This window comes from Bradyrhizobium sp. 139, assembly GCF_023074175.1.
In the GTDB taxonomy this organism is placed as follows: domain Bacteria; phylum Pseudomonadota; class Alphaproteobacteria; order Rhizobiales; family Xanthobacteraceae; genus Bradyrhizobium.
On the sequence record NZ_JADPKS010000073.1, the window covers coordinates 164,646 to 182,453 of the forward strand.

Sequence of the window (17,808 nt, forward strand, 5' to 3'; positions counted from 1 at the left end):
GACGGAGCGGGCGCGCCGGAGGGTGATGGCCATGCGGCGCAGTCGTCCCCTCTTCTGCGACGGCCTCGACTGAGGGATAGAGCCTGATCCGGAAAAGTGCGCAGCGGTCTTCCGAAAAGATCATGCTCAACCGGTAACCTAAAGAAAGAGCCCCGGCGGTTTCCCGCCGGGGCTCTCTGTCAGGTCGTTAGACCGAACTTACCAGTTGCGCTGAGCGCGGAGGAGCATGGTGACCGAGCTCTGGTCCTTCAGCTCGTAGGCCGCGGCCGGCTTGGCGTTCGGGCCGCTGATGGCCGTGGTGGTCACGACGCCAGAATACTTCTGGTCGACGTTGGTCCAGGTCAGATCAGCCGAGAACGTGAGGTTCTTGACCGGGGTCCAGCGGGTGATGACACCAATCTGGCCGATGGCGAAGTCGGGGCTACACCCGGTGATGCCAGCAACCGACGAGATCACGCCGGCCGGACCGCACAGGAAGGTCTTCGCTGCACCGCCGAACTGGGCCTGGGCGTACGCACCGTAGATCGCGGTGTTCCAGTAGGGATCCCAGTTGTGGGTGTAAGCGCCACGGAAGCCCCAGGTCTTGACGTTTTCCTGCTGGCTGCCGGTGGTGAACGTGGTGTCCGGAGCGGTAACAGCAGCGACGCTGCCGTAGGCGCCGAGGCCCGAAGACCCGTACATGACGAACGTGCTGCCCGCCAGGTTCTGGAAGTTGTAGCGGGTCGCACCGTCGGTGTAGACACCCGAGATGTTGATCACGTCACCCGCACCGGTCGGGATGTTCTTGATCGACAGAGCGAGCTGAACCGCCCAACCCCACTTGTCGTCGGGGTGGCCAGTGGACTCAACCGGTCCGTAGTAGGCAACGTGGTTGTCATGCGCGGCCACCGACGCCTGGAAAAGACCCCAAGCCTGGTCGACACGCACCATACCAACGAGGTTCGGAGAGCGCGAACCGCCGATGGCGTTGGAACCAAGAGCCGCGCCGGTCACACCGGAGAGACCAGCTGCACCGGACAGGTTGAGATTGCCGGCCTGCATATACGCAGTCGGGTCTTCAGCCGAGAACGCCGCCGTGATGCCCTGACCAAAGTCAGCGGTGTAGGTGAACTGGTTGATACCAGTGACCGTGCCGCTGCCACCGACGAGACCGTCGAAGTTGTTGCCCGGATAGTTGGTCCAGGGCGCATCGAACTGCGACACGGCCTTACCCATCGTGAAGCCAGCGAACTGGATGAAGGCGTAGTACACGCCGAGCGAGCCGCCCGAGGTACCACCGTCGGTCGGGTTGATCGACGATCCAACCAGCGCCGGCACGGCACCGGAGGTGTTGAGGGCCAGCGTGCCGGTGTAGGCGGTCGTGCCCGTAGCGGAGCCCGTGCCCTGATAGCCGCCGGTGGTCCAGGAGAACACGCCGTCGAAGAAGGTACGGACGACGCCGTACTCGGTCGCGGTGCGCGTGTCGATGTTGAGATCTTCACGAGCGCGCATGGTGTAGTAGTTGCTCAGGCGGTTGCGTGCGCTAGCCGGCGCGGCGGACTGAGTGCCGTAGGAGCTGTTGGTGTTCAGCGCGACTTCAGCGCGCAGATAACCACCCAGCTTGATGCAAGTGTCAGTGCCCGGGATGTAATAGAATCCGGCACCGTACAGGGAGCAGATCTTCACGTATTCGACCGCTTTGGCCTTCACGGGGAGATCGGCTGCCTGCGCTCCGCCAACGGCGATCAGACCCGCCGCTGAACCGAGCAAAAGGCTCTTAACCAACTTCATGCTAAACCTCCAAGTTTGCTCTATAGGGAAGGTTCCGGATCCGCTGGGTGAAGACACCCTAAGGTTGGTTCCCTTGTCCCTTAACTCACCGCTTAGTCGCTTCGCGCCTTCGGACACACCCGCTGAACGCGAGGGACTTAAGCGAACCACCTAAATCGGGACGACCTCGGGATGCCCCCCTCCGTCGCTCAGTCACAATTACCGAACGTCCTTGCACACACAACAACAGAACGCTTCGCAACGGGCCGATGACGAGTGTTTTCCGAAGGGTGTTGCACAAATAACACGCAGATGTGATCGGACCCGGATCGCAACATATTGATTCTGCTAACATTTTCTGGGGCGGTTCCAACCGCCATCAAAATTCCCCACCTGAGGCGCTGCAGACGGAACCTGGGCCTGAAGTGGTTTTGACGCTGTCGAATCGTAGAATCAGAAGGAGACTCAAGGAGAAGGCGCAAACGTATTCCCGCGACTCTCCGCCAGGCGCGGACACGGTCGCGGCGACGCTCAAGGCGTACTGCAAAGGCTTTTTATGGATGGTGGGGATTATTGAGACCGGGGGCCGGCAGCTCGGCTGGCGGAGACGGAGGGATTCGAACCCTCGATAGGCCTTTACAAGCCTATAACGGTTTAGCAAACCGCCGCCTTCAGCCACTCGGCCACGTCTCCAATATGCCGGGTATGCCCGACACTGCGGCGAGCCGCAAGCGGCAGAATTAAGGTCTGTGCGTTCTTTCACCTGAAAGCGACCGCCGCACGACCGCGAAAGCTTGGCGCAAGCATCAGCGCGGCGCGGCCGATTCGGGCTCTCCCTATATGTGTGTGCCCGCATCTAGCGGCGGGATCGCCAGATCCGCCAATGCCGAGGGACACGATCCAGGCGCGTTCTTGGGCCATTCCTGTCGGGGTCGCTCATGCCGCTCGGGCCAAGGTGGCGACACGACGCAGGAACTTGATTCAGCGCGATCTGACTCACCCGTGAAAATACGGGTGCGGATGCGGCTCTCTGCTCAGTGAGCGGAGACCCATGCCCTCGCCTCGCGCTGCGCGGCCGAGATATCGGTGTCCGACATCTGCCCGGCGACTTCCTGGCGCAGCACCACGGCGTCCTTGCGGCCATTCAGTGCGGCGAGGTTGAACCATTTATGCGCGGCGACGAGATCGACGAGGCCGGCGCGGCCGCTCGCCCAATAGATCCCGCGCTCGAACAGCACGTCAGACAGCGCGCTCGCGTCGATCCGCGTCGCCGTCTCCAGATCGAAAGTACCCTGAAACATAACGCATTCCCTTTTCTTATGCCGCCTCGTTCGCGCGAGCGCGGCTCCCGTCCAACTCTGATCTGGCATGACCCTGCCCGGAAAACCGGAAACCACTTTTCCGGGATCATGCGCTGTTCAACTGACCCCCGAGTCTTTTTACCCATGCCGTTTGCCGGCTTGTTGGAGGCGATGATGGCGGGCAAATTTGAATGGCAGTTTAAGTATCGCGATGAAGCAGACGTAAACGCACCTCCGCGCCGCACGCGTGGAGAATTCAATAAGCCCCTGATTGACGGGCACTTCTGCGATTCGTCAGATTCGGTTTACCCTGCGATTTTGGGAGAACGATAACCATCGCGCGCGGTGATGACGCGCTGTGGCGTCCCGCGCGCCACTCGTCATCGTCACTCGCGCAGGCAGGCCACCCGGTATTCCATCGGCAGAGCGATCCATCGAGAAGCCGCGGCGGTGCTGGATCGCGGCTCGGAGCCGGGCGATGACACCGCAAATGGGGAAACGGCGCAAATGGGGAAACGGCGCGCGGACCGCAGCAGGCAGCCGTCACGCCCGCAGCCCTCGCCTGCTCCAAAGGCAGCGCGGCCACGTCCCGGTCAGATCAGCAATGTGGGAAAAGGGAATGCCGGCAATACCCCGGCCTCAAGAGAACGAGGGCGTCGGCGAACACGTCAGGATCAGATTCCACGTTGGCCGCGAGGCTACTCGTGAAATTGCAGAGCCGGAAACCGGATCCGCACCGAACGAAGAAAACTTGTTTCTTCTGCCGGACCGCAAGAGTGGAGCGATCCGACCGTTGACCTGATGTCTCGCCGACACCCTCTATCGTCGACCAGAACCTACTAGAAGGCGCTGATGACGTGCCGGCTGTCTAGCAGCCGGCAACTTCAGAAGCGAAGTTACTTCTTCTTGGCGACCTTGCGGGTCTTCTTCGCAGTCTTCTTCACTGCGCTCTTCGCCTTCTTCGCCTTCTTCGCCTTCTTTGCTTTCTTGGCCATGTTGCCCTCCGATGTGTGAGATGGCTTTAATCGCTGCGTGCAGTCGGGGATCGAATGCACTCATCACGAATACACCAACACAACGAAAAAAACAGCGTCTCGCTTAAAGAAGTGTTGACGGCGAAACGCGCGTGCGCTTGGCGAGCGCGATGCAAGCACACTGCATCCCGTGTGCTTGCGATCGCAGGGAGTGCCCGCAGCATCGACGTTTGCGAGAGATGCGACTGCAGAAAAACACTACGCAGCAAGTATTTTTCTGCACGCGCGCATCGCGCATGATCGATGCGATGACGTGCATCGTCGATCCCGCGATGGCCTCGCAAAGGCGCTTCGCGGACTCTGAGTCGCGAATTTTGGCAACGAAAATATTTTCATGCTTAATGGCGCGAGCGCTCGTCGGAGCGTGTGCAAGTCGTCGTTTTGCGCGAATCGCGTGACGGCGATTCGGTCGCCGCATCGCCGCCGATCGGGATGACGTTTGCCGCCGAGGACGCGCGCGAGCGTCGCATTGCGAACCGGAAGCGAGGTGACGAAGCGTGTCTGTCACCTCGTCCGAACGCGTGACGTCAGACGCCGAGCTTTGACTTCAAGAGCTCGTTGACGCTCTGCGGGTTGGCCTTGCCGCCGGACGCCTTCATCACCTGGCCGACGAACCAGCCGAGCGACTGCGGCTTGTCCTTGACCTGCGCGGCCTTGTCGGGATTGGCCGCGATGATGTCGTCGACCACCTTCTCGATCGCCGAGAGGTCGGTGACCTGCTTCATGCCGCGACTTTCGACCAGCGCGCGGGGATCGCCGCCCTCCTGCCAGACGATCTCGAACAGATCCTTGGCGATCTTGCCGGAGATCGTGCCCTCGCCGATCAGGTCAATGATCGCAGCGAGCTGCTCGGCGCCAACCGGAGAGCCCGTAATGTTCCCGCCTTCCTTGTTGAGACGGCCGAACAGCTCGTTGATCACCCAGTTCGCCGCCATCTTGCCGTCGCGGGCACGGTTGCCGAGCGTGTTCAGCACCGTCTCGTAGAACACCGCGCTCTCGCGCTCGGCGACCAGCACGCTTGCATCGTAAGCCGACAGGCCGAAGTCGGCGACGAAGCGCGCCTTCTTCTGGTCCGGCAGCTCGGGGAGCTCAGCCTTCAGCTCGTCGACGAAGGCTTGTGAGAACTCCAGCGGCAGCAGATCGGGATCGGGGAAGTAGCGGTAGTCGTGCGCCTCTTCCTTGGACCGCATCGATCGCGTCTCGCCCTTGTTGGGATCGTAGAGCCGCGTTTCCTGGTCGATCGCGCCGCCGTCCTCGAGGATCTCGATCTGGCGCCGCGCCTCGTACTCGATCGCCTGGCCGATGAAATTGATCGAGTTCATGTTCTTGATCTCGCAGCGGGTGCCGAGCGGCGCGCCCGGCTTGCGCACGGAGACGTTGACGTCGGCGCGCAGGCTCCCCTTCTCCATGTCGCCGTCGCAGGTGCCGAGATAGCGCAGGATCGAACGCAGCTTGGTCACATAGGCCTTGGCCTGCTCGGCGTCGCGGATGTCGGGTTTTGACACGATCTCCATCAGCGCCACGCCGCAGCGGTTGAGATCGACATAAGACATGGTCGGCGACTGATCGTGCAGCAATTTGCCGGCGTCCTGCTCCAGATGTAGCCGCTCGATCCCAATGGTCGCGGTCTTGCGCCCGTCCAGTTCGACAACGACCTCGCCCTCGCCCACGATCGGCGACTTGTACTGGCTGATCTGGTAGCCCTGCGGCGAGTCCGGATAGAAATAGTTCTTGCGGTCGAACACCGAGCGCAGATTGATCTGCGCGTTCAGCCCGAGCCCGGTCCTGACAGCCTGCCTGACGCATTCCTCGTTGATGACAGGCAGCATGCCCGGCATCGCTGCGTCGACCAGCGACGCGTGCGAGTTCGCCTCGCCGCCAAACGCGGTCGAGGCGCCCGAGAACAGCTTTGAGTTCGACGTCACCTGGGCATGGATCTCCATGCCGATGACCATTTCCCAGTCACCGGTGGCGCCCTTGAGAAGCTTGTGCGTGGCCGTGCTCATGTCTTGCTCCCGAGCAGCGTGGCAGCGATGCGCTCCCACTCTGCCTCCAATGAATCCTTTGCCGTCGGCTGACCCGCCTGGCGATACCAGTAGCCGGCATTGCCGAGATCGCCTTCGACGCGGTGCAGATAGGCGTGCACCCAGGCGGCGTCACGGCTGCTCTCGTCCTGAACGATCTTGTGCGCCTGGTCCCAATCGCCCTTCGCGGCCCACCAGAGGCCGGCGAGCGGCGCGTTCAGGTCCGGCGCGGGCGCCGCGCCGTCGAGGCTCGCGATGAACGCCGCGACATTCACCACCACCTCGCGGGCGTGAAGCGGCCGGCGGCCTGCTCGATCACCTCGCCGAGCGAGAACAGCGTCTCCTCGTCGAATGGACGGCCGATCAGTTGCAGGCCGAGCGGCAGGCCCTGCGCGTCCTTGCCGGCGGGCACGGCGATGCCCGGCAGGCCCGCCATGTTCACGGTCACCGTGAAGATGTCGTTGAGATACATCTCAACGGGGTCGGCACCGCCCTTCTCGCCGATGCCGAAGGCCGCCGACGGCGTCGCGGGGGTCAGGATCGCGTCGACGCCATTGGCGAAGCAATCCTCAAAATCCTTCTTGATCAGCGTGCGCACCTTTTGGGCGCGCAGGTAATAGGCGTCGTAATAGCCCGCGGAGAGCACGTAAGTGCCGATCATGACGCGCCGTTTGACCTCTGCGCCAAAACCTTCGGCGCGGGTGTTTTCGTACAGTTCGATGATGTTCTTGCCCTGCTCGCGCAGGCCGTAGCGCACGCCGTCATAGCGCGCGAGGTTGGAGGACGCCTCCGCCGGCGCCACGATATAATAAGCAGGCAGCGCGTACTTTGTGTGCGGCAGCGACACCTCGACCAGCTCGGCGCCGGCCGCCTTCAGCCAGGCCGCACCTTCGCTCCAGAGCTTCTCGATCTCGGCCGGCATGCCGTCGAGGCGATACTCCTTGGGAATACCGATCTTCATGCCCTTCACGGACTTGCCGATCGCAGCCTCGTAGTCCGGCACGGGAATGTCGACCGAGGTCGTGTCCTTCGGATCGTGGCCGGCCATCGAGCGCAGCAGCATCGCGCTATCGCGCACGCTGCGCGCGATCGGCCCCGCCTGGTCAAGCGAGGAGGCAAAGGCGACGATGCCCCAGCGCGAGCAGCGGCCATAGGTCGGCTTGATGCCAACGGTCGCGGTGAACGCCGCCGGCTGGCGTATCGAGCCGCCGGTGTCGGTCGCGGTCGCACCCATGCACAGCAGCGCCGCCACGGCCGAGGCCGAGCCGCCGGACGAGCCGCCCGGCACCAGCGTCGTGTTGGAGCCGTCGCGCCGCCAGGGATTGCCGACCGGACCGAAGCAGGAGGTCTCGTTCGACGAGCCCATCGCGAATTCGTCATTGTTGAGCTTGCCGAGCATTACCGCGCCGTCGCGCCAGAGCTGCGAGGTCACGGTCGACTCATAGGTCGGCACGAAATTACCGAGGATCTTCGAGCACGCCGTCGTGCGCACGCCCTTGGTCGCGAACAGGTCCTTGATGCCGAGCGGGATGCCGACGAGCGGCCCGGCATCGCCCTTGGCGATCTTGGCGTCCGCCTCGCGCGCCATGCTGCGCGCCTGGTCGGGCGTTTCCATCACGAAGGCGTTGAGCACGCGCGCGGCTTCGATCGCGGAAAGATGCGCGTCGATCAGCTCGAGGGACGTGAAAGTCTTGGCCGCAAGGCCCTTGCGGGCCTCGGCGAGCGTCAGCGATGTCAAATCGGTCATTTATTGATCGGGCTGCAGAAGAACGGAGAGAGGGTCTTGTCGTTGGCCGGATCGTCTTTTTTGACGGACGCTTTGGCCGCCGCCTCGATCTCGTCGAGCACGGCGTTAACGGCGACATTGGGATCGGCGGCCTTGCCCTGCCGCTCCATCTTGTCGAGATAGTTCATGTAAGCCTGATAGGCCTTCTCGTCGTCGCAAAGCATGCACATCGGACCACGTCCTAAGACTCTTTAGTTTGACGCGTTTTCTTTACGCGAACCGGCTTCCACTTCGCTCGAAAACGCTATGCAAATTATTCAACGACTTTGGGCACCATAAAGAAGTGACCTTCGGTCGCGGGCGCGTTGGCGACGATATCGTCGGCGATCTCGCCGTCATTGACCACGTCCCGCCGCTTCTTCATCTGCATCGGGGTGACCGAGGTCATGGGCTCTACGCCCTCGACATTGACCTCCGAGAGCTGCTCGACAAAGGCGAGCATGGCATTGAGTTCGCCTTGCAAGTGCGGAACCTCGTCCTCGGAAACCGCAATGCGCGCCAGATGCGCGATGCGGCGGACGGTAGCGGCGTCGACGGACATTATATACGGCCTCTCACGGCAAAAACCACCCGCCGTATAGCAGAGGCCGCTTTTGCGCCGCAACCGGCGCTGTCAGCTAGCCTGCCATCTGGCGCAGGCGCGCCAGGGCCGATTTCGCGAGATCCCGGGTCAATTCGGCCGCCGGCAGCTCGCGCCCCATGGCAACCGCCTGACCGGCCCAGAGATTAGTGAAATCGACCCTGCCCTGCTTCTCCGCCGCTGCCTTCAGCGGTGCCAGCGCCGTTGCGGCGTGGGGAAAGGGCGGCGCATCCGGTGAGATCGGGCCGACCTCACGCATCAGGCGGTTCTGGACCCCGCGGGCGGGCCGTCCGGTCATGACGTTGGTGATGACCGTGGAATCATCGCGCCCCGCGGCAAGCGCGGCGCGGCCAGCCGCGCTCACCTTGGATTCCGGACAGCGCAGGTAAGCGCTGCCGATCTGCACGCCGCAAGCGCCGAGCGCGAAGGCGGCTGCGATGCCGCGCCCGTCCGCGATGCCGCCGGCCGCAATCACGGGCACCTTCACCGCATCCACCACCTGCGGCACCAGCGCGAACGTACCGGGCTGCTCGCCGATATTCTCGGTCAGAAACATGGCGCGATGACCGCCGGCCTCGGCACCCTGCGCGATCACGGCATCGGCGCCGTGCTGCTCGAGCCAGACCGCTTCCTTCACTGTAGTCGCCGAGGAAATCACGAGACAGCCGGCCGCCTTGACGCGCTTGAGCAGCGTCTGATCCGGCAGGCCGAAATGGAAGCTGACGACCTCCGGCTTCAGCTCCTCGACGACTTCGCAGAAACCTGCGTCGAACGGCGCACGGTTCGCCGCGTTGACCGGCGCCGCCGGATCGAGACCGTGCTCGCGATAATAGCCCGCGAGACGCGCGTTCCAGCGCGCTTCGGCCGCCGCGTCGAGCTCGACCGGCGTGTGGCAGAAGAAGTTCATGTTGACGGGAGCCCGGACGCGCTGGCGGATGATGTTGATCTGCTCGCGCGCCTTCTCCGGCGACAGCATCGCGCTCGGGAGCGAGCCGAGCCCGCCGCCTTCCGCGGCCGCGATCACCAGCTCCGCGTCCATCACGCCGGCCATCGGCGCCAGCACGATCGGGAATTCGGTCTTGAAGAGATCGATCAGTCGACGGTCAGGCCACATGGTTGTGTCTCTCGTGTTTCAGGCGACGATAGCAATGGAGTTGCGCCGACCCGCGAGAAGCTGCTCCGCCTCGCTCGCGATCCGCTCGACGATTTCCGCCGCGGGCGGAATATCATCGATCAGGCCAACGGCCTCGCCGGCAAAGACCGCAGCGACCTCGAAATTGCCCGCGGCTCTCGCGGCAGCATATTCAACGGCAATTTCGGCCGCGCGTTGCATGAGCTCGATCTCGCGGCCGCTCCAATTGTTGATATGGTCGTTGACCAGCGTGCGCGCGGTGAAAGGCGCCGGCCAGAACAGGCTGCGCGACCAATCGGCGATGACGCCCCTGACCGTGTCGTTGCCAGTTGCGGCGCGAATGCGCTGCTTCGCCGCTTCGGCACCGTTGGCCTCGACACTTGCATAGAAACGTGTCCCGATCAGCACCCCGGACGCACCCAGCATCATCATCGCCGCCAGGCCGCGACCATCAGCAATTCCGCCGGCAGCAACTACGGGCACATGCCCCGCCGCAAGGTCGACAATCGCGGGGACGATATCGACCGTGGTGCGCGATGCGCCATGGCCGCCGGCTTCCGTACCCTGTGCGATCAGGATGTCCGCCCCCGCGTCCAGCGCCTGCTTCGCCATGTCCTCGCTCTGCACCTGGCAGATCAATCGCGCGCCGCGCGCCTTGATCCGCGGCGCGAACGGCGCGGGATCGCCGAATGACAGCATGATGGCCTGGGGCTCGGCGTCGAGCGCGAGGTCGAGAAGCTCAGACTGCTTTGCCAGGCTCCAGGTGATAAAGCCAATACCGAACGGTGCAAAACCCTTCAGCTCTCTGGTCTCGGCCTCCAGCCGCGCCCGGTCGCCGTAGCCACCGCCCAAAATCCCAAATCCGCCTGCTCCGCTGACGGCGCGGGTCAGCCGGCTGCCTGCGATCGTATCCATCGGCGCCGACAGGATCGGATGCTTGATCCCGAGAAGCTCCGTCAGTGGCGTGGTGATCGGCATGGGTCCTCCCGCTCTGGACAGGAACACTAGGCGCGAATAGCATTCTTCAAAATTGAATTCTAGAGAACGCTGCCATCTCAAAAGCGAAACGACGCCATGGAACTTAGTGACATCCAGACCTTCGCCGCCGTCGCCCGTGCGGGCGGCATCACCCGCGCAGCCGAAGAGCTCAACACGGTGCAATCCAACGTCACCCAGCGCGTGAAGGCGCTGGAAGCGGAGATTGGCACAGTGCTGTTCGAACGCCACAGCCGCGGCATGACGCTGACCGGCGCCGGCAAAAGGCTTTTGCCCTACGCGCAGCGGATGGCTGCGCTATCGCGCGAGGCCGTGCTCGCCGCGCGCGACGATGGCGAGCCCAAGGGACCGCTCGCGATCGGCTCGATGGAGACGACGGCAGCCGTGCGGTTGCCGCCCCTCCTCGCCGATTTCCACCGCAACTTCCCCGCCGTGCGGCTGAGCCTGCGCACGGCAACCACCACCGACCTCGTCGCTGGCGTGCTCGAAGGCGCGCTCGACGGCGCCTTCGTCGCCGGTCCCATCGCACATGCTGACCTCTCAGCGACCAGCGCCTTCCGCGAAGAGCTGGTGCTGGTCAGCACGCGGCGCTGGGCCTCGCTGGCCGAGCTGCGAGCCGGCACGCCGGAATCGGGCCCGACGGCGCTGGTGTTTCGCACCGGCTGCACCTACCGCCAGCGTCTCGAACAAATCTTTGTCGAGTTCGGCTGGCCGTCGGCGGCGCGCTTCGAGCTCGGCACGCTCGACGGCATGATCGGCTGCGTCGCCGCCGGCATGGGCGTCACACTGCTGCCGCGCGCCGTGGTCGAACGCAGCGCGATGAGCGGCAGCGTGACCATCCACACGCTGGGCCCGTCGCACGCGCGGGTCGAGACGCTCTTCATCCAGCGCGCCGGGCATCAATACAGCGCGCTCAAAGGTTTCATCTCCTGCCTGAAGAAAGACGACGACGTCATCGCGGCCTGAACTGCCAGCGCCGCAATGCAACGACCGTCCAGATCGCCTCGACGAGGCCGAACGGCCAGGCGCCTTGCATGAAGCCGTAAGCCGAGCCGAGCGCGCAGGCTCCGGCAAACAGCAGCACGAACCAGTGGCTGCGATCCTCCATGGCATAGCAGACCAGCATCGCGGTCACGGCAAACAGGCCGAATAACGTCAGTGCATCCATTTCCGGGTTCACTCCGCAGCGCGACGCGTGATATGCGCTAAACCATGCCCGCTCTTGTCCTGCCCCTGATCGATGCTGCAACCCATTGGCCCGAACGCGGCGGGTTGGTTGGCCTTGATCTCGGCACCAAGACCATCGGCGTTGCCGTGTCCAATCCGGACCGGCGCCTCGCGACCGGCGTCGAGACCATCCAGCGCAAGGCGTTCAAGCAGGACGCGGCGCGGTTGCTGGCGATCGCGGCCGAGCGCAAGGCGGTCGGCTTCGTGCTCGGCCTTCCCATCAACATGGACGGCAGCGAGGGCCCGCGCGCGCAGTCGACCCGGGCGTTCGCCCGCAACCTCGCCGGCCTCACCACGCTTCCCATCGGCCTCTGGGACGAACGCCTGTCGACCGCAGCGGTCGAGCGCGAGCTGATCGGCATGGATGTCAGCCGCGCCAAGCGCGCCGAGGTGATCGACGAGCACGCAGCGATCTTCATCCTGCAAGGCGCGCTCGACCGCCTCGCCAATCTGCGCGCAGCATCGGGCTGATCCATGGCCATCGTAATCGCCGCGCTGCTGCCGGTCTTCATCCTCATCGCGCTCGGCGTGGCGCTGAGGCACAGCCTGATGCGGCTCGACACGCAATGGCACGGGCTGGAGCGGCTGACCTATTTCGTGCTGTTCCCGATGCTGCTGATCCAGACGCTGGTGAAGGCGGACCTCTCCAGGGTGCCGGTCGCCGGCGTCGGCGGCGCGCTGCTGCTGTCGGTGCTTGCGATGTCGCTGCTGTGCCTCGCGCTGCGCCCGGCCCTCGCGCGGCTCGACATCGACGGCCCCGCCTTCACCTCGATCTTCCAGGGCGCGACGCGCTGGCAGACCTATGTCGCGCTCTCGGTCTCCGCCAACATGTTCGGCGACGTCGGACTGGCGCTGGCCTCGGTGGCAATGGTCGCGATCATTCCGCTGGTCAACGTGTTCAGCGTCACCGTGCTCGCCCACTTCGCATCTCCCGCGAAGCAATCGGGGCGCGCCATCGTCATGACGGTGATCCGCAATCCCCTGATTTGGGCCTGCGTGATCGGCCTCATCGTCAATGTCGTCCATCTGCCGCTGCCAAAAATCTGGCACGAGGTCGCGGATGCCCTCGGCCGCTCCTCGCTCGCCATCGGCCTGCTCGTCACCGGGGCCGGCCTGCAGCTCAAGGGCCTGCTCCGCCCGAGCGTGAGCGCGACGATCGGCGTGGCGTTCAAGCTGGTCCTGATGCCAGCGATAGCGCTGGCGCTGGCGGCGTGGTTCGGCCTCTCCGGCGACAGCCTGGCGATCGTCGCGATCTGCGCGGCGGTGCCGACCTCGCCCAGCGCCTATGTGCTGGCCCGCCAGATGGGCGGCGACGCGCCGCTGCTGGCGCAGATCATCACGCTGCAGACCATCCTGGCGGCGATCACGATGCCGATCGCGATCGCGCTGGTTGCTTAGAAGTCGTCGTTGCGAGCGCAGCGAAGCAAATCCAGACTGCCACTGCGGTGAGACGCTGGATTGCTTCGTCGCAAGGGCTCCTCGCAATGACGAAGCGGCTCAGCTCCCCAACCACATCGTCAGCACCACCGCGGTCATGTTGTTCAGCGCATGCAGGATGATGGTGAGCCAGAGCGAGTTGGCGCGATAGCGCATATAGCCGAACCACAGACCGATGGTGAAGACCTCGGCGAGGAAGTACATGTCGTATTGCAGATGCACGACCGTCCACACCAGCGACGACAGGATGATCGCGCCGGGCACGCGCAGGAAGCTCGCCGACCAGCCGCGATAGAGGAAGCCACGCGCCAAAACCTCTTCCGACATCGGCGCAGCAACACTGAAGGCGAACAGCAGCAACAACGCGGCGCCCTTGTCGCGGCCCGATTTCAGCAGATCGGTCATGAAGCCCGGCGTCGCTTCGCGGCCGAGGCTCCGCGACATCGCCTCCCAGGCCACGACGAGCAGGATGAGACCGACGGCGCCGAACAGGATTTGCGTCCAGGATGGCCAACGCAGCGCGAGATAGTCGACGAAGGATGCCTTCTTGATGCGGATGGCAAGCCACACCGCGGCCAGCGTCGTAGGCAGGCCCATGATGACCGACAGCGCGAGCGCCTGGGGCTCGCGGCCGACGAGCTGGATCGAGGCCATGTCGATCGGGAGCCCGCGCAGCGCCGCCAGCACAAGGATCGCGCCAACCTGACCAAGGAACATCGCGATGAAGATCAGCAGGCCCCACAGCGCGGTACCCACAAACATCCAGACGCGCGGCGCGTCCGCAGGCGTCTCGGTGAGCGGCGGATAGTCGGGATTGAGGGAGTCCATCAGGGGCTTTCGTTAGAAGCAGTCTATCGAGCGGCCGTCATGGCCGGGACGTAGGCGAGCGGAAGCGACGCCGTCCTTGACGGCTGTGCCCGGCCATGACGATGTGGTGACAGCATGCCCCGTTCAAGGCAGCGCCCGCTCCAGCAGCGCACGCACCTCACCGCTCTCCAGGTCCACGGCGCCATACATGCTGGCGTGGTTAGCAGCGAGCCGCGTGACGGCGAACAGTTCGGCATGGCGGGGCGACACAGCGTTGAGCGCGGCGGCTGCGGCAAGCAGGGCCAGCTTCTCGACCGCAAGCCGCGCGACGCGCTCGCCGTCCGCGCGGCGGAAGCTCTCGCCGACGAAAGAGGTCGCCTCGCCTGCTCCGGACAAGCCCTTCGTCTCAGCCGCAAGTCCTTGCAGCACCGCCATCGCCGCATCCGGCTCGCGCGAGAGCGCGCGCAGCACGTCGAGGCACATCACATTGCCCGAGCCTTCCCAGATCGCATTGACCGGCGACTCTCGGTAGTGACGCGCCAGGATGCCGTCCTCGACATAGCCATTGCCGCCGAGGCACTCCATCGCCTCGTAGAGAAACGCCGGCGCGCTCTTGCAGGTCCAGTATTTGATCGCGGGCGTGAGCAGCCGCATGTAGGCGGCGTCCGCGGCATCGTGCGGCGTGCGCTCGAACGCGCGGCAGAGCCGCATAACCAGCGCGACGCTCGCCTCGACATGCAGCGCCATGTCCGACAACACCGCCTGCATCAGGGGCTGATCGGCGAGATGCTTCTGGAACACGCTGCGGTGACGCGCATGATGCAGCGCATGCGCGAGCCCCGAGCGCATCAGGCCGACGGAGGCGATCGCGCAGTCCTGGCGCGTGAGCTGCACCATCTGGATGATGGTGCGGATGCCCTTGCCCTCCTCGCCGACGGCTTCCGCGTAGGCGCCGACGAACTCGACCTCGGACGACGCATTGGAGCGGTTGCCGAGCTTGTCCTTCAGACGCTGGAACTGGATTGCATTCACCGAGCCATCAGGTGCAAACCGCGGCATGAAGAAGCAGGTCAGCCCCTGGTCGGCCTGCGCCAGCACCAGGAACGCATCGCACATCGGCGCCGACATGAACCATTTGTGGCCGGTGATGCGATAGGCGTGCCCATCGCGCACCGCGCGCGTCATGTTGGCGCGCACGTCGGTGCCGCCCTGCTTCTCGGTCATGCCCATGCCGAGCGTCATGCCGCGCTTGTCCCACCACGGCGCGAAGGCGGGATCATAGCTCTTGGTCGACAGCACCGGCATCACCTTGCCGAGCAGATCCGGCTGCATCGCCAGCGCCGCGACGGAGGCGCGCGTCATCGTGATCGGGCAGAGATGCCCTGTCTCGACTTGCGCGGCGATGTAGAATTTTGCCGCACGAATGACCTCGGCGGCATCGCCCGCAGGCTTTCCATCCGTCGTCCACGTCGAATTGTGCACGCCGGCATGCGCGCTGTGCGCCATCAGCTCGTGATAGGCGGGATGAAACTCGACCTGGTCGCGGCGGTTGCCCTTGGAATCAAATGTCCGCAGCTTCGGCGTGTTCTCGTTCGCGACGCGCCCGCGATCCGCCATCGCGGCCGAGCCCCAATGCTTCCCGAACTCCGACAGCGCCCGTTCCGCCGCCGCGCCGCCATTGGCCTTCACCGCCTCGACCAGCGGCCGATCCATGGCGAACAGATCGACGTCCTCGAGCGGCGGCGACTGGTTGAAGACCTCGTGAGTCGCGAAGCTGGGCTGGGTCATCTTGTTCCTCGGCGCGGGATCAGTTCCGCCGCGGCGGAATCGGGAAATCATAGGCCGCCCCACCCGCCCCCGGCAGCGAAAAATGCCACCACTCCTTCGAATAGTTCACAAAGCCTTGCTTGGCCATCGCAGCCACCAGCCGCTTGCGCCAGGCGCGCTGATCCGGATTGATCGACGATGCCGCGGTATGCCCTTTGGTGTCCGTGCAGTCATAGCCTGTGCCCATGTCGACGCTGCCCTCCGGCAATCGCGCCTCGACCGGCGCCGTGCAGTCGGCATAGGCTTTTGACGGGTCATATTTGCCCGAATTGTGGGCCTTGAGATCGACAAGCGTAAGATCGAGCGCCGCGCCCGTGGAATGCTGCGAGCGGCTCGCGATGTAGCCCAGGCGGAACAGCTCGGTCTTGGGAATCTTGGGATTGTAGTGTCGCTCCGCGGCAGTCTCGCGGCCGCTCTGCGACCACTTGACCATATCGAGCGAGGCCCGCGCTGGCCGGTAGCAGTCGAACATCTTGAGCGACAGGCTTTGCGCCGCCAGTTCCTGCTGGACCGCCTTCAGCCGCAGCCCCACCTCCCGCTTCACCACGCATTCATCGGCGCCGTAACCGGCGAGCGGACGGCCGACGAAATTGTTCGAGGTGGCGTAGCGGATGTCCTGGATGATGCTGGGATCGATGTCGCGCAAATAGACGAAGCCGCCGGGCAGCGACTGGGCGTGGGATTCGCTGATGAAGTTCGTCGCAACAATCGCGGCTAAAAGTAATCTCATCAGGTTTCCTCCACACCCGTCCTGGCCGGGCTTGTCCCGGCCATCCACGTTCTTTTTGCGTCAAATGCGATAGAAGATCGTGGATGCCCGGGACAAGCCCGGGCATGACGACCGCAACAGCTCGGATTGGACGCCACGCAACAAGCCCGACAGATCAGGGGATAAGTCCCCGCCCCGTCATTGGCCCTTGCCCCCTCCACCATCCCCGCCTATAGCTCTCGTTTTAATGACATCGAAATCGACCTTCGTCCTCGGCCACCGGCATTTGCTCGGCATCGAGGGCCTTTCCGCGGCCGACATCACCGGCCTCCTCGACCTGTCCGAAGAATATGTCGAGCTCAACCGGCAGGTTGACAAGAAGCGCACCGTCCTGCGCGGACGGACGCAGGTGAACCTGTTCTTCGAGGCCTCGACCCGGACCCAGTCCTCGTTCGAACTCGCCGGCAAACGGCTGGGCGCGGACGTCATGAACATGTCGGTGTCCTCCTCGTCCATGAAAAAGGGCGAGACGCTGATCGACACCGCGGTGACGCTGAACGCCATGCACCCGGATATCCTGGTGGTGCGGCATCACGCTTCCGGCGCCGTGGAACTGCTGGCCCGCAAGGTTGACGGTTCCGTGATCAATGCCGGAGACGGCGCGCACGAACATCCCACACAAGCGCTGCTGGATGCCCTCACCATCCGCCGCAACAAGGGCCGCATCGAGGGCCTCGTCGTTGCGATCTGCGGCGACGTGCTGCATTCGCGCGTGGCCCGGTCCAACATCATCCTGCTCAACACCATGGGCGCCCGCGTCCGTGTCGTCGGCCCCTCCACGCTGCTGCCGCCCGGACTCGAGCGGATGGGTGTCGAGGTCGCCCGCGATATGCGCGCCGGGCTGGAAGGCGCCGATATTGTCATGATGCTGCGGCTCCAGCGCGAGCGCATGAACGGCTCCTTCGTACCCTCCTCCTCCGAGTACTTCCATTACTTCGGGCTGGACCAGAAGAAGCTGGCCTATGCAAAACCCGATGCGCTGGTGATGCATCCCGGCCCCATGAACCGTGGCGTCGAGATCGACTCAGCTGTGGCCGACGGCGCCCAGTCCCTGATCCGCGAACAGGTGGAGATGGGCGTCGCGGTGCGCATGGCCGTGCTGGAAGCGCTTGCCCGCAACCTGCCGAACGCGTGATGCT

General features: G+C 64.4%; 17 protein-coding genes and 1 tRNA gene. 4 read left to right on the forward strand and 14 right to left on the reverse strand.

All coding sequences use genetic code 11. The annotated features are described in order from the left end of the window. Positions 1-198 precede the first annotated feature (198 nt). The 10 genes from IVA80_RS17735 to IVA80_RS17780 form a co-directional block, all read right to left on the reverse strand. Positions 199-1,770, reverse strand: a complete 1,572-nt coding sequence (locus IVA80_RS17735) for a porin (protein ID WP_247432736.1) — start codon at positions 1,768-1,770, stop codon at positions 199-201. A gap of 578 nt (positions 1,771-2,348) precedes the next feature. Continuing rightward, positions 2,349-2,442, reverse strand: a tRNA-Ser gene (locus tag IVA80_RS17740). 341 nt (positions 2,443-2,783) lie between these two features. Continuing rightward, complete coding sequence (locus tag IVA80_RS17745) at positions 2,784-3,050, reverse strand: hypothetical protein (protein ID WP_247432739.1); 267 nt, start codon at positions 3,048-3,050, stop codon at positions 2,784-2,786. Between the two features lie 1,561 nt (positions 3,051-4,611). Next, entirely contained in the window at positions 4,612-6,090 is a 1,479-nt protein-coding gene (gene gatB / locus IVA80_RS17750; RefSeq protein ID WP_247432742.1) for an Asp-tRNA(Asn)/Glu-tRNA(Gln) amidotransferase subunit GatB, read from the reverse strand. Next, positions 6,087-6,389: a hypothetical protein gene (locus tag IVA80_RS17755; RefSeq protein WP_247432745.1), complete on the reverse strand. Its 303-nt coding sequence runs from the start codon at positions 6,387-6,389 to the stop codon at positions 6,087-6,089. The genes gatB and IVA80_RS17755 overlap by 4 nt, the downstream gene beginning before the upstream one ends. Then, positions 6,380-7,855, reverse strand: coding sequence for an Asp-tRNA(Asn)/Glu-tRNA(Gln) amidotransferase subunit GatA (gene gatA / locus IVA80_RS17760; protein WP_247432748.1), 1,476 nt, complete (start codon positions 7,853-7,855; stop codon positions 6,380-6,382). Before gatA ends, IVA80_RS17755 begins: the two co-directional genes overlap by 10 nt. Beyond that, positions 7,852-8,064 (reverse strand): hypothetical protein, encoded by a 213-nt coding sequence (locus IVA80_RS17765; protein WP_247432751.1) that lies wholly within the window; start codon positions 8,062-8,064, stop codon positions 7,852-7,854. Before IVA80_RS17765 ends, gatA begins: the two co-directional genes overlap by 4 nt. Positions 8,065-8,147: 83 nt before the next feature. Further along, positions 8,148-8,435: an Asp-tRNA(Asn)/Glu-tRNA(Gln) amidotransferase subunit GatC gene (gene gatC, locus IVA80_RS17770; protein WP_247432754.1), complete on the reverse strand. Its 288-nt coding sequence runs from the start codon at positions 8,433-8,435 to the stop codon at positions 8,148-8,150. Positions 8,436-8,511: 76 nt separating this feature from the next. Next, on the reverse strand, positions 8,512-9,588 hold the full coding sequence (locus IVA80_RS17775) for a nitronate monooxygenase family protein (RefSeq protein ID WP_247432756.1): 1,077 nt from the start codon (positions 9,586-9,588) through the stop codon (positions 8,512-8,514). An 18-nt stretch (positions 9,589-9,606) separates the two neighbouring features. Beyond that, complete coding sequence (locus IVA80_RS17780; protein WP_247432759.1) at positions 9,607-10,584, reverse strand: nitronate monooxygenase; 978 nt, start codon at positions 10,582-10,584, stop codon at positions 9,607-9,609. Positions 10,585-10,680: 96 nt separating this feature from the next. Here IVA80_RS17780 and IVA80_RS17785 point away from each other — a divergent pair, with 96 nt between their 5' ends. Continuing rightward, on the forward strand, positions 10,681-11,568 hold the full coding sequence (locus IVA80_RS17785) for a LysR family transcriptional regulator (RefSeq protein WP_247432762.1): 888 nt from the start codon (positions 10,681-10,683) through the stop codon (positions 11,566-11,568). Here IVA80_RS17785 and IVA80_RS17790 read toward each other — a convergent pair. Then, positions 11,555-11,770 (reverse strand): hypothetical protein, encoded by a 216-nt coding sequence (locus IVA80_RS17790; RefSeq protein WP_247432765.1) that lies wholly within the window; start codon positions 11,768-11,770, stop codon positions 11,555-11,557. The two genes, IVA80_RS17785 and IVA80_RS17790, sit on opposite strands and share 14 nt — an antisense overlap. Positions 11,771-11,814: 44 nt before the next feature. Here IVA80_RS17790 and ruvX point away from each other — a divergent pair, with 44 nt between their 5' ends. Then, positions 11,815-12,300 (forward strand): Holliday junction resolvase RuvX, encoded by a 486-nt coding sequence (ruvX, locus tag IVA80_RS17795; RefSeq protein WP_247432768.1) that lies wholly within the window; start codon positions 11,815-11,817, stop codon positions 12,298-12,300. Between the two features lie 3 nt (positions 12,301-12,303). Continuing rightward, positions 12,304-13,227, forward strand: a complete 924-nt coding sequence (locus tag IVA80_RS17800; RefSeq protein WP_247432771.1) for an AEC family transporter — start codon at positions 12,304-12,306, stop codon at positions 13,225-13,227. 99 nt (positions 13,228-13,326) lie between these two features. Here IVA80_RS17800 and IVA80_RS17805 read toward each other — a convergent pair whose 3' ends face one another. From IVA80_RS17805 to IVA80_RS17815, 3 genes are all read right to left on the reverse strand, one after another. Continuing rightward, positions 13,327-14,094, reverse strand: coding sequence for a type II CAAX endopeptidase family protein (locus tag IVA80_RS17805; RefSeq protein WP_247432774.1), 768 nt, complete (start codon positions 14,092-14,094; stop codon positions 13,327-13,329). 123 nt (positions 14,095-14,217) lie between these two features. Next, entirely contained in the window at positions 14,218-15,861 is a 1,644-nt protein-coding gene (locus tag IVA80_RS17810) for an acyl-CoA dehydrogenase family protein (RefSeq protein WP_247432777.1), read from the reverse strand. Positions 15,862-15,880: 19 nt separating this feature from the next. Then, positions 15,881-16,630 (reverse strand): M15 family metallopeptidase, encoded by a 750-nt coding sequence (locus IVA80_RS17815; RefSeq protein WP_247432781.1) that lies wholly within the window; start codon positions 16,628-16,630, stop codon positions 15,881-15,883. Between the two features lie 226 nt (positions 16,631-16,856). On the opposite strand from IVA80_RS17815, the gene IVA80_RS17820 reads away from it, so the two are divergent. Next, positions 16,857-17,804 carry an aspartate carbamoyltransferase catalytic subunit gene (locus IVA80_RS17820; protein WP_247432784.1) on the forward strand — a complete coding sequence of 316 codons (948 nt, stop codon included), beginning with the start codon at positions 16,857-16,859 and terminating at the stop codon, positions 17,802-17,804. The last annotated feature ends 4 nt before the right edge of the window (positions 17,805-17,808 follow it).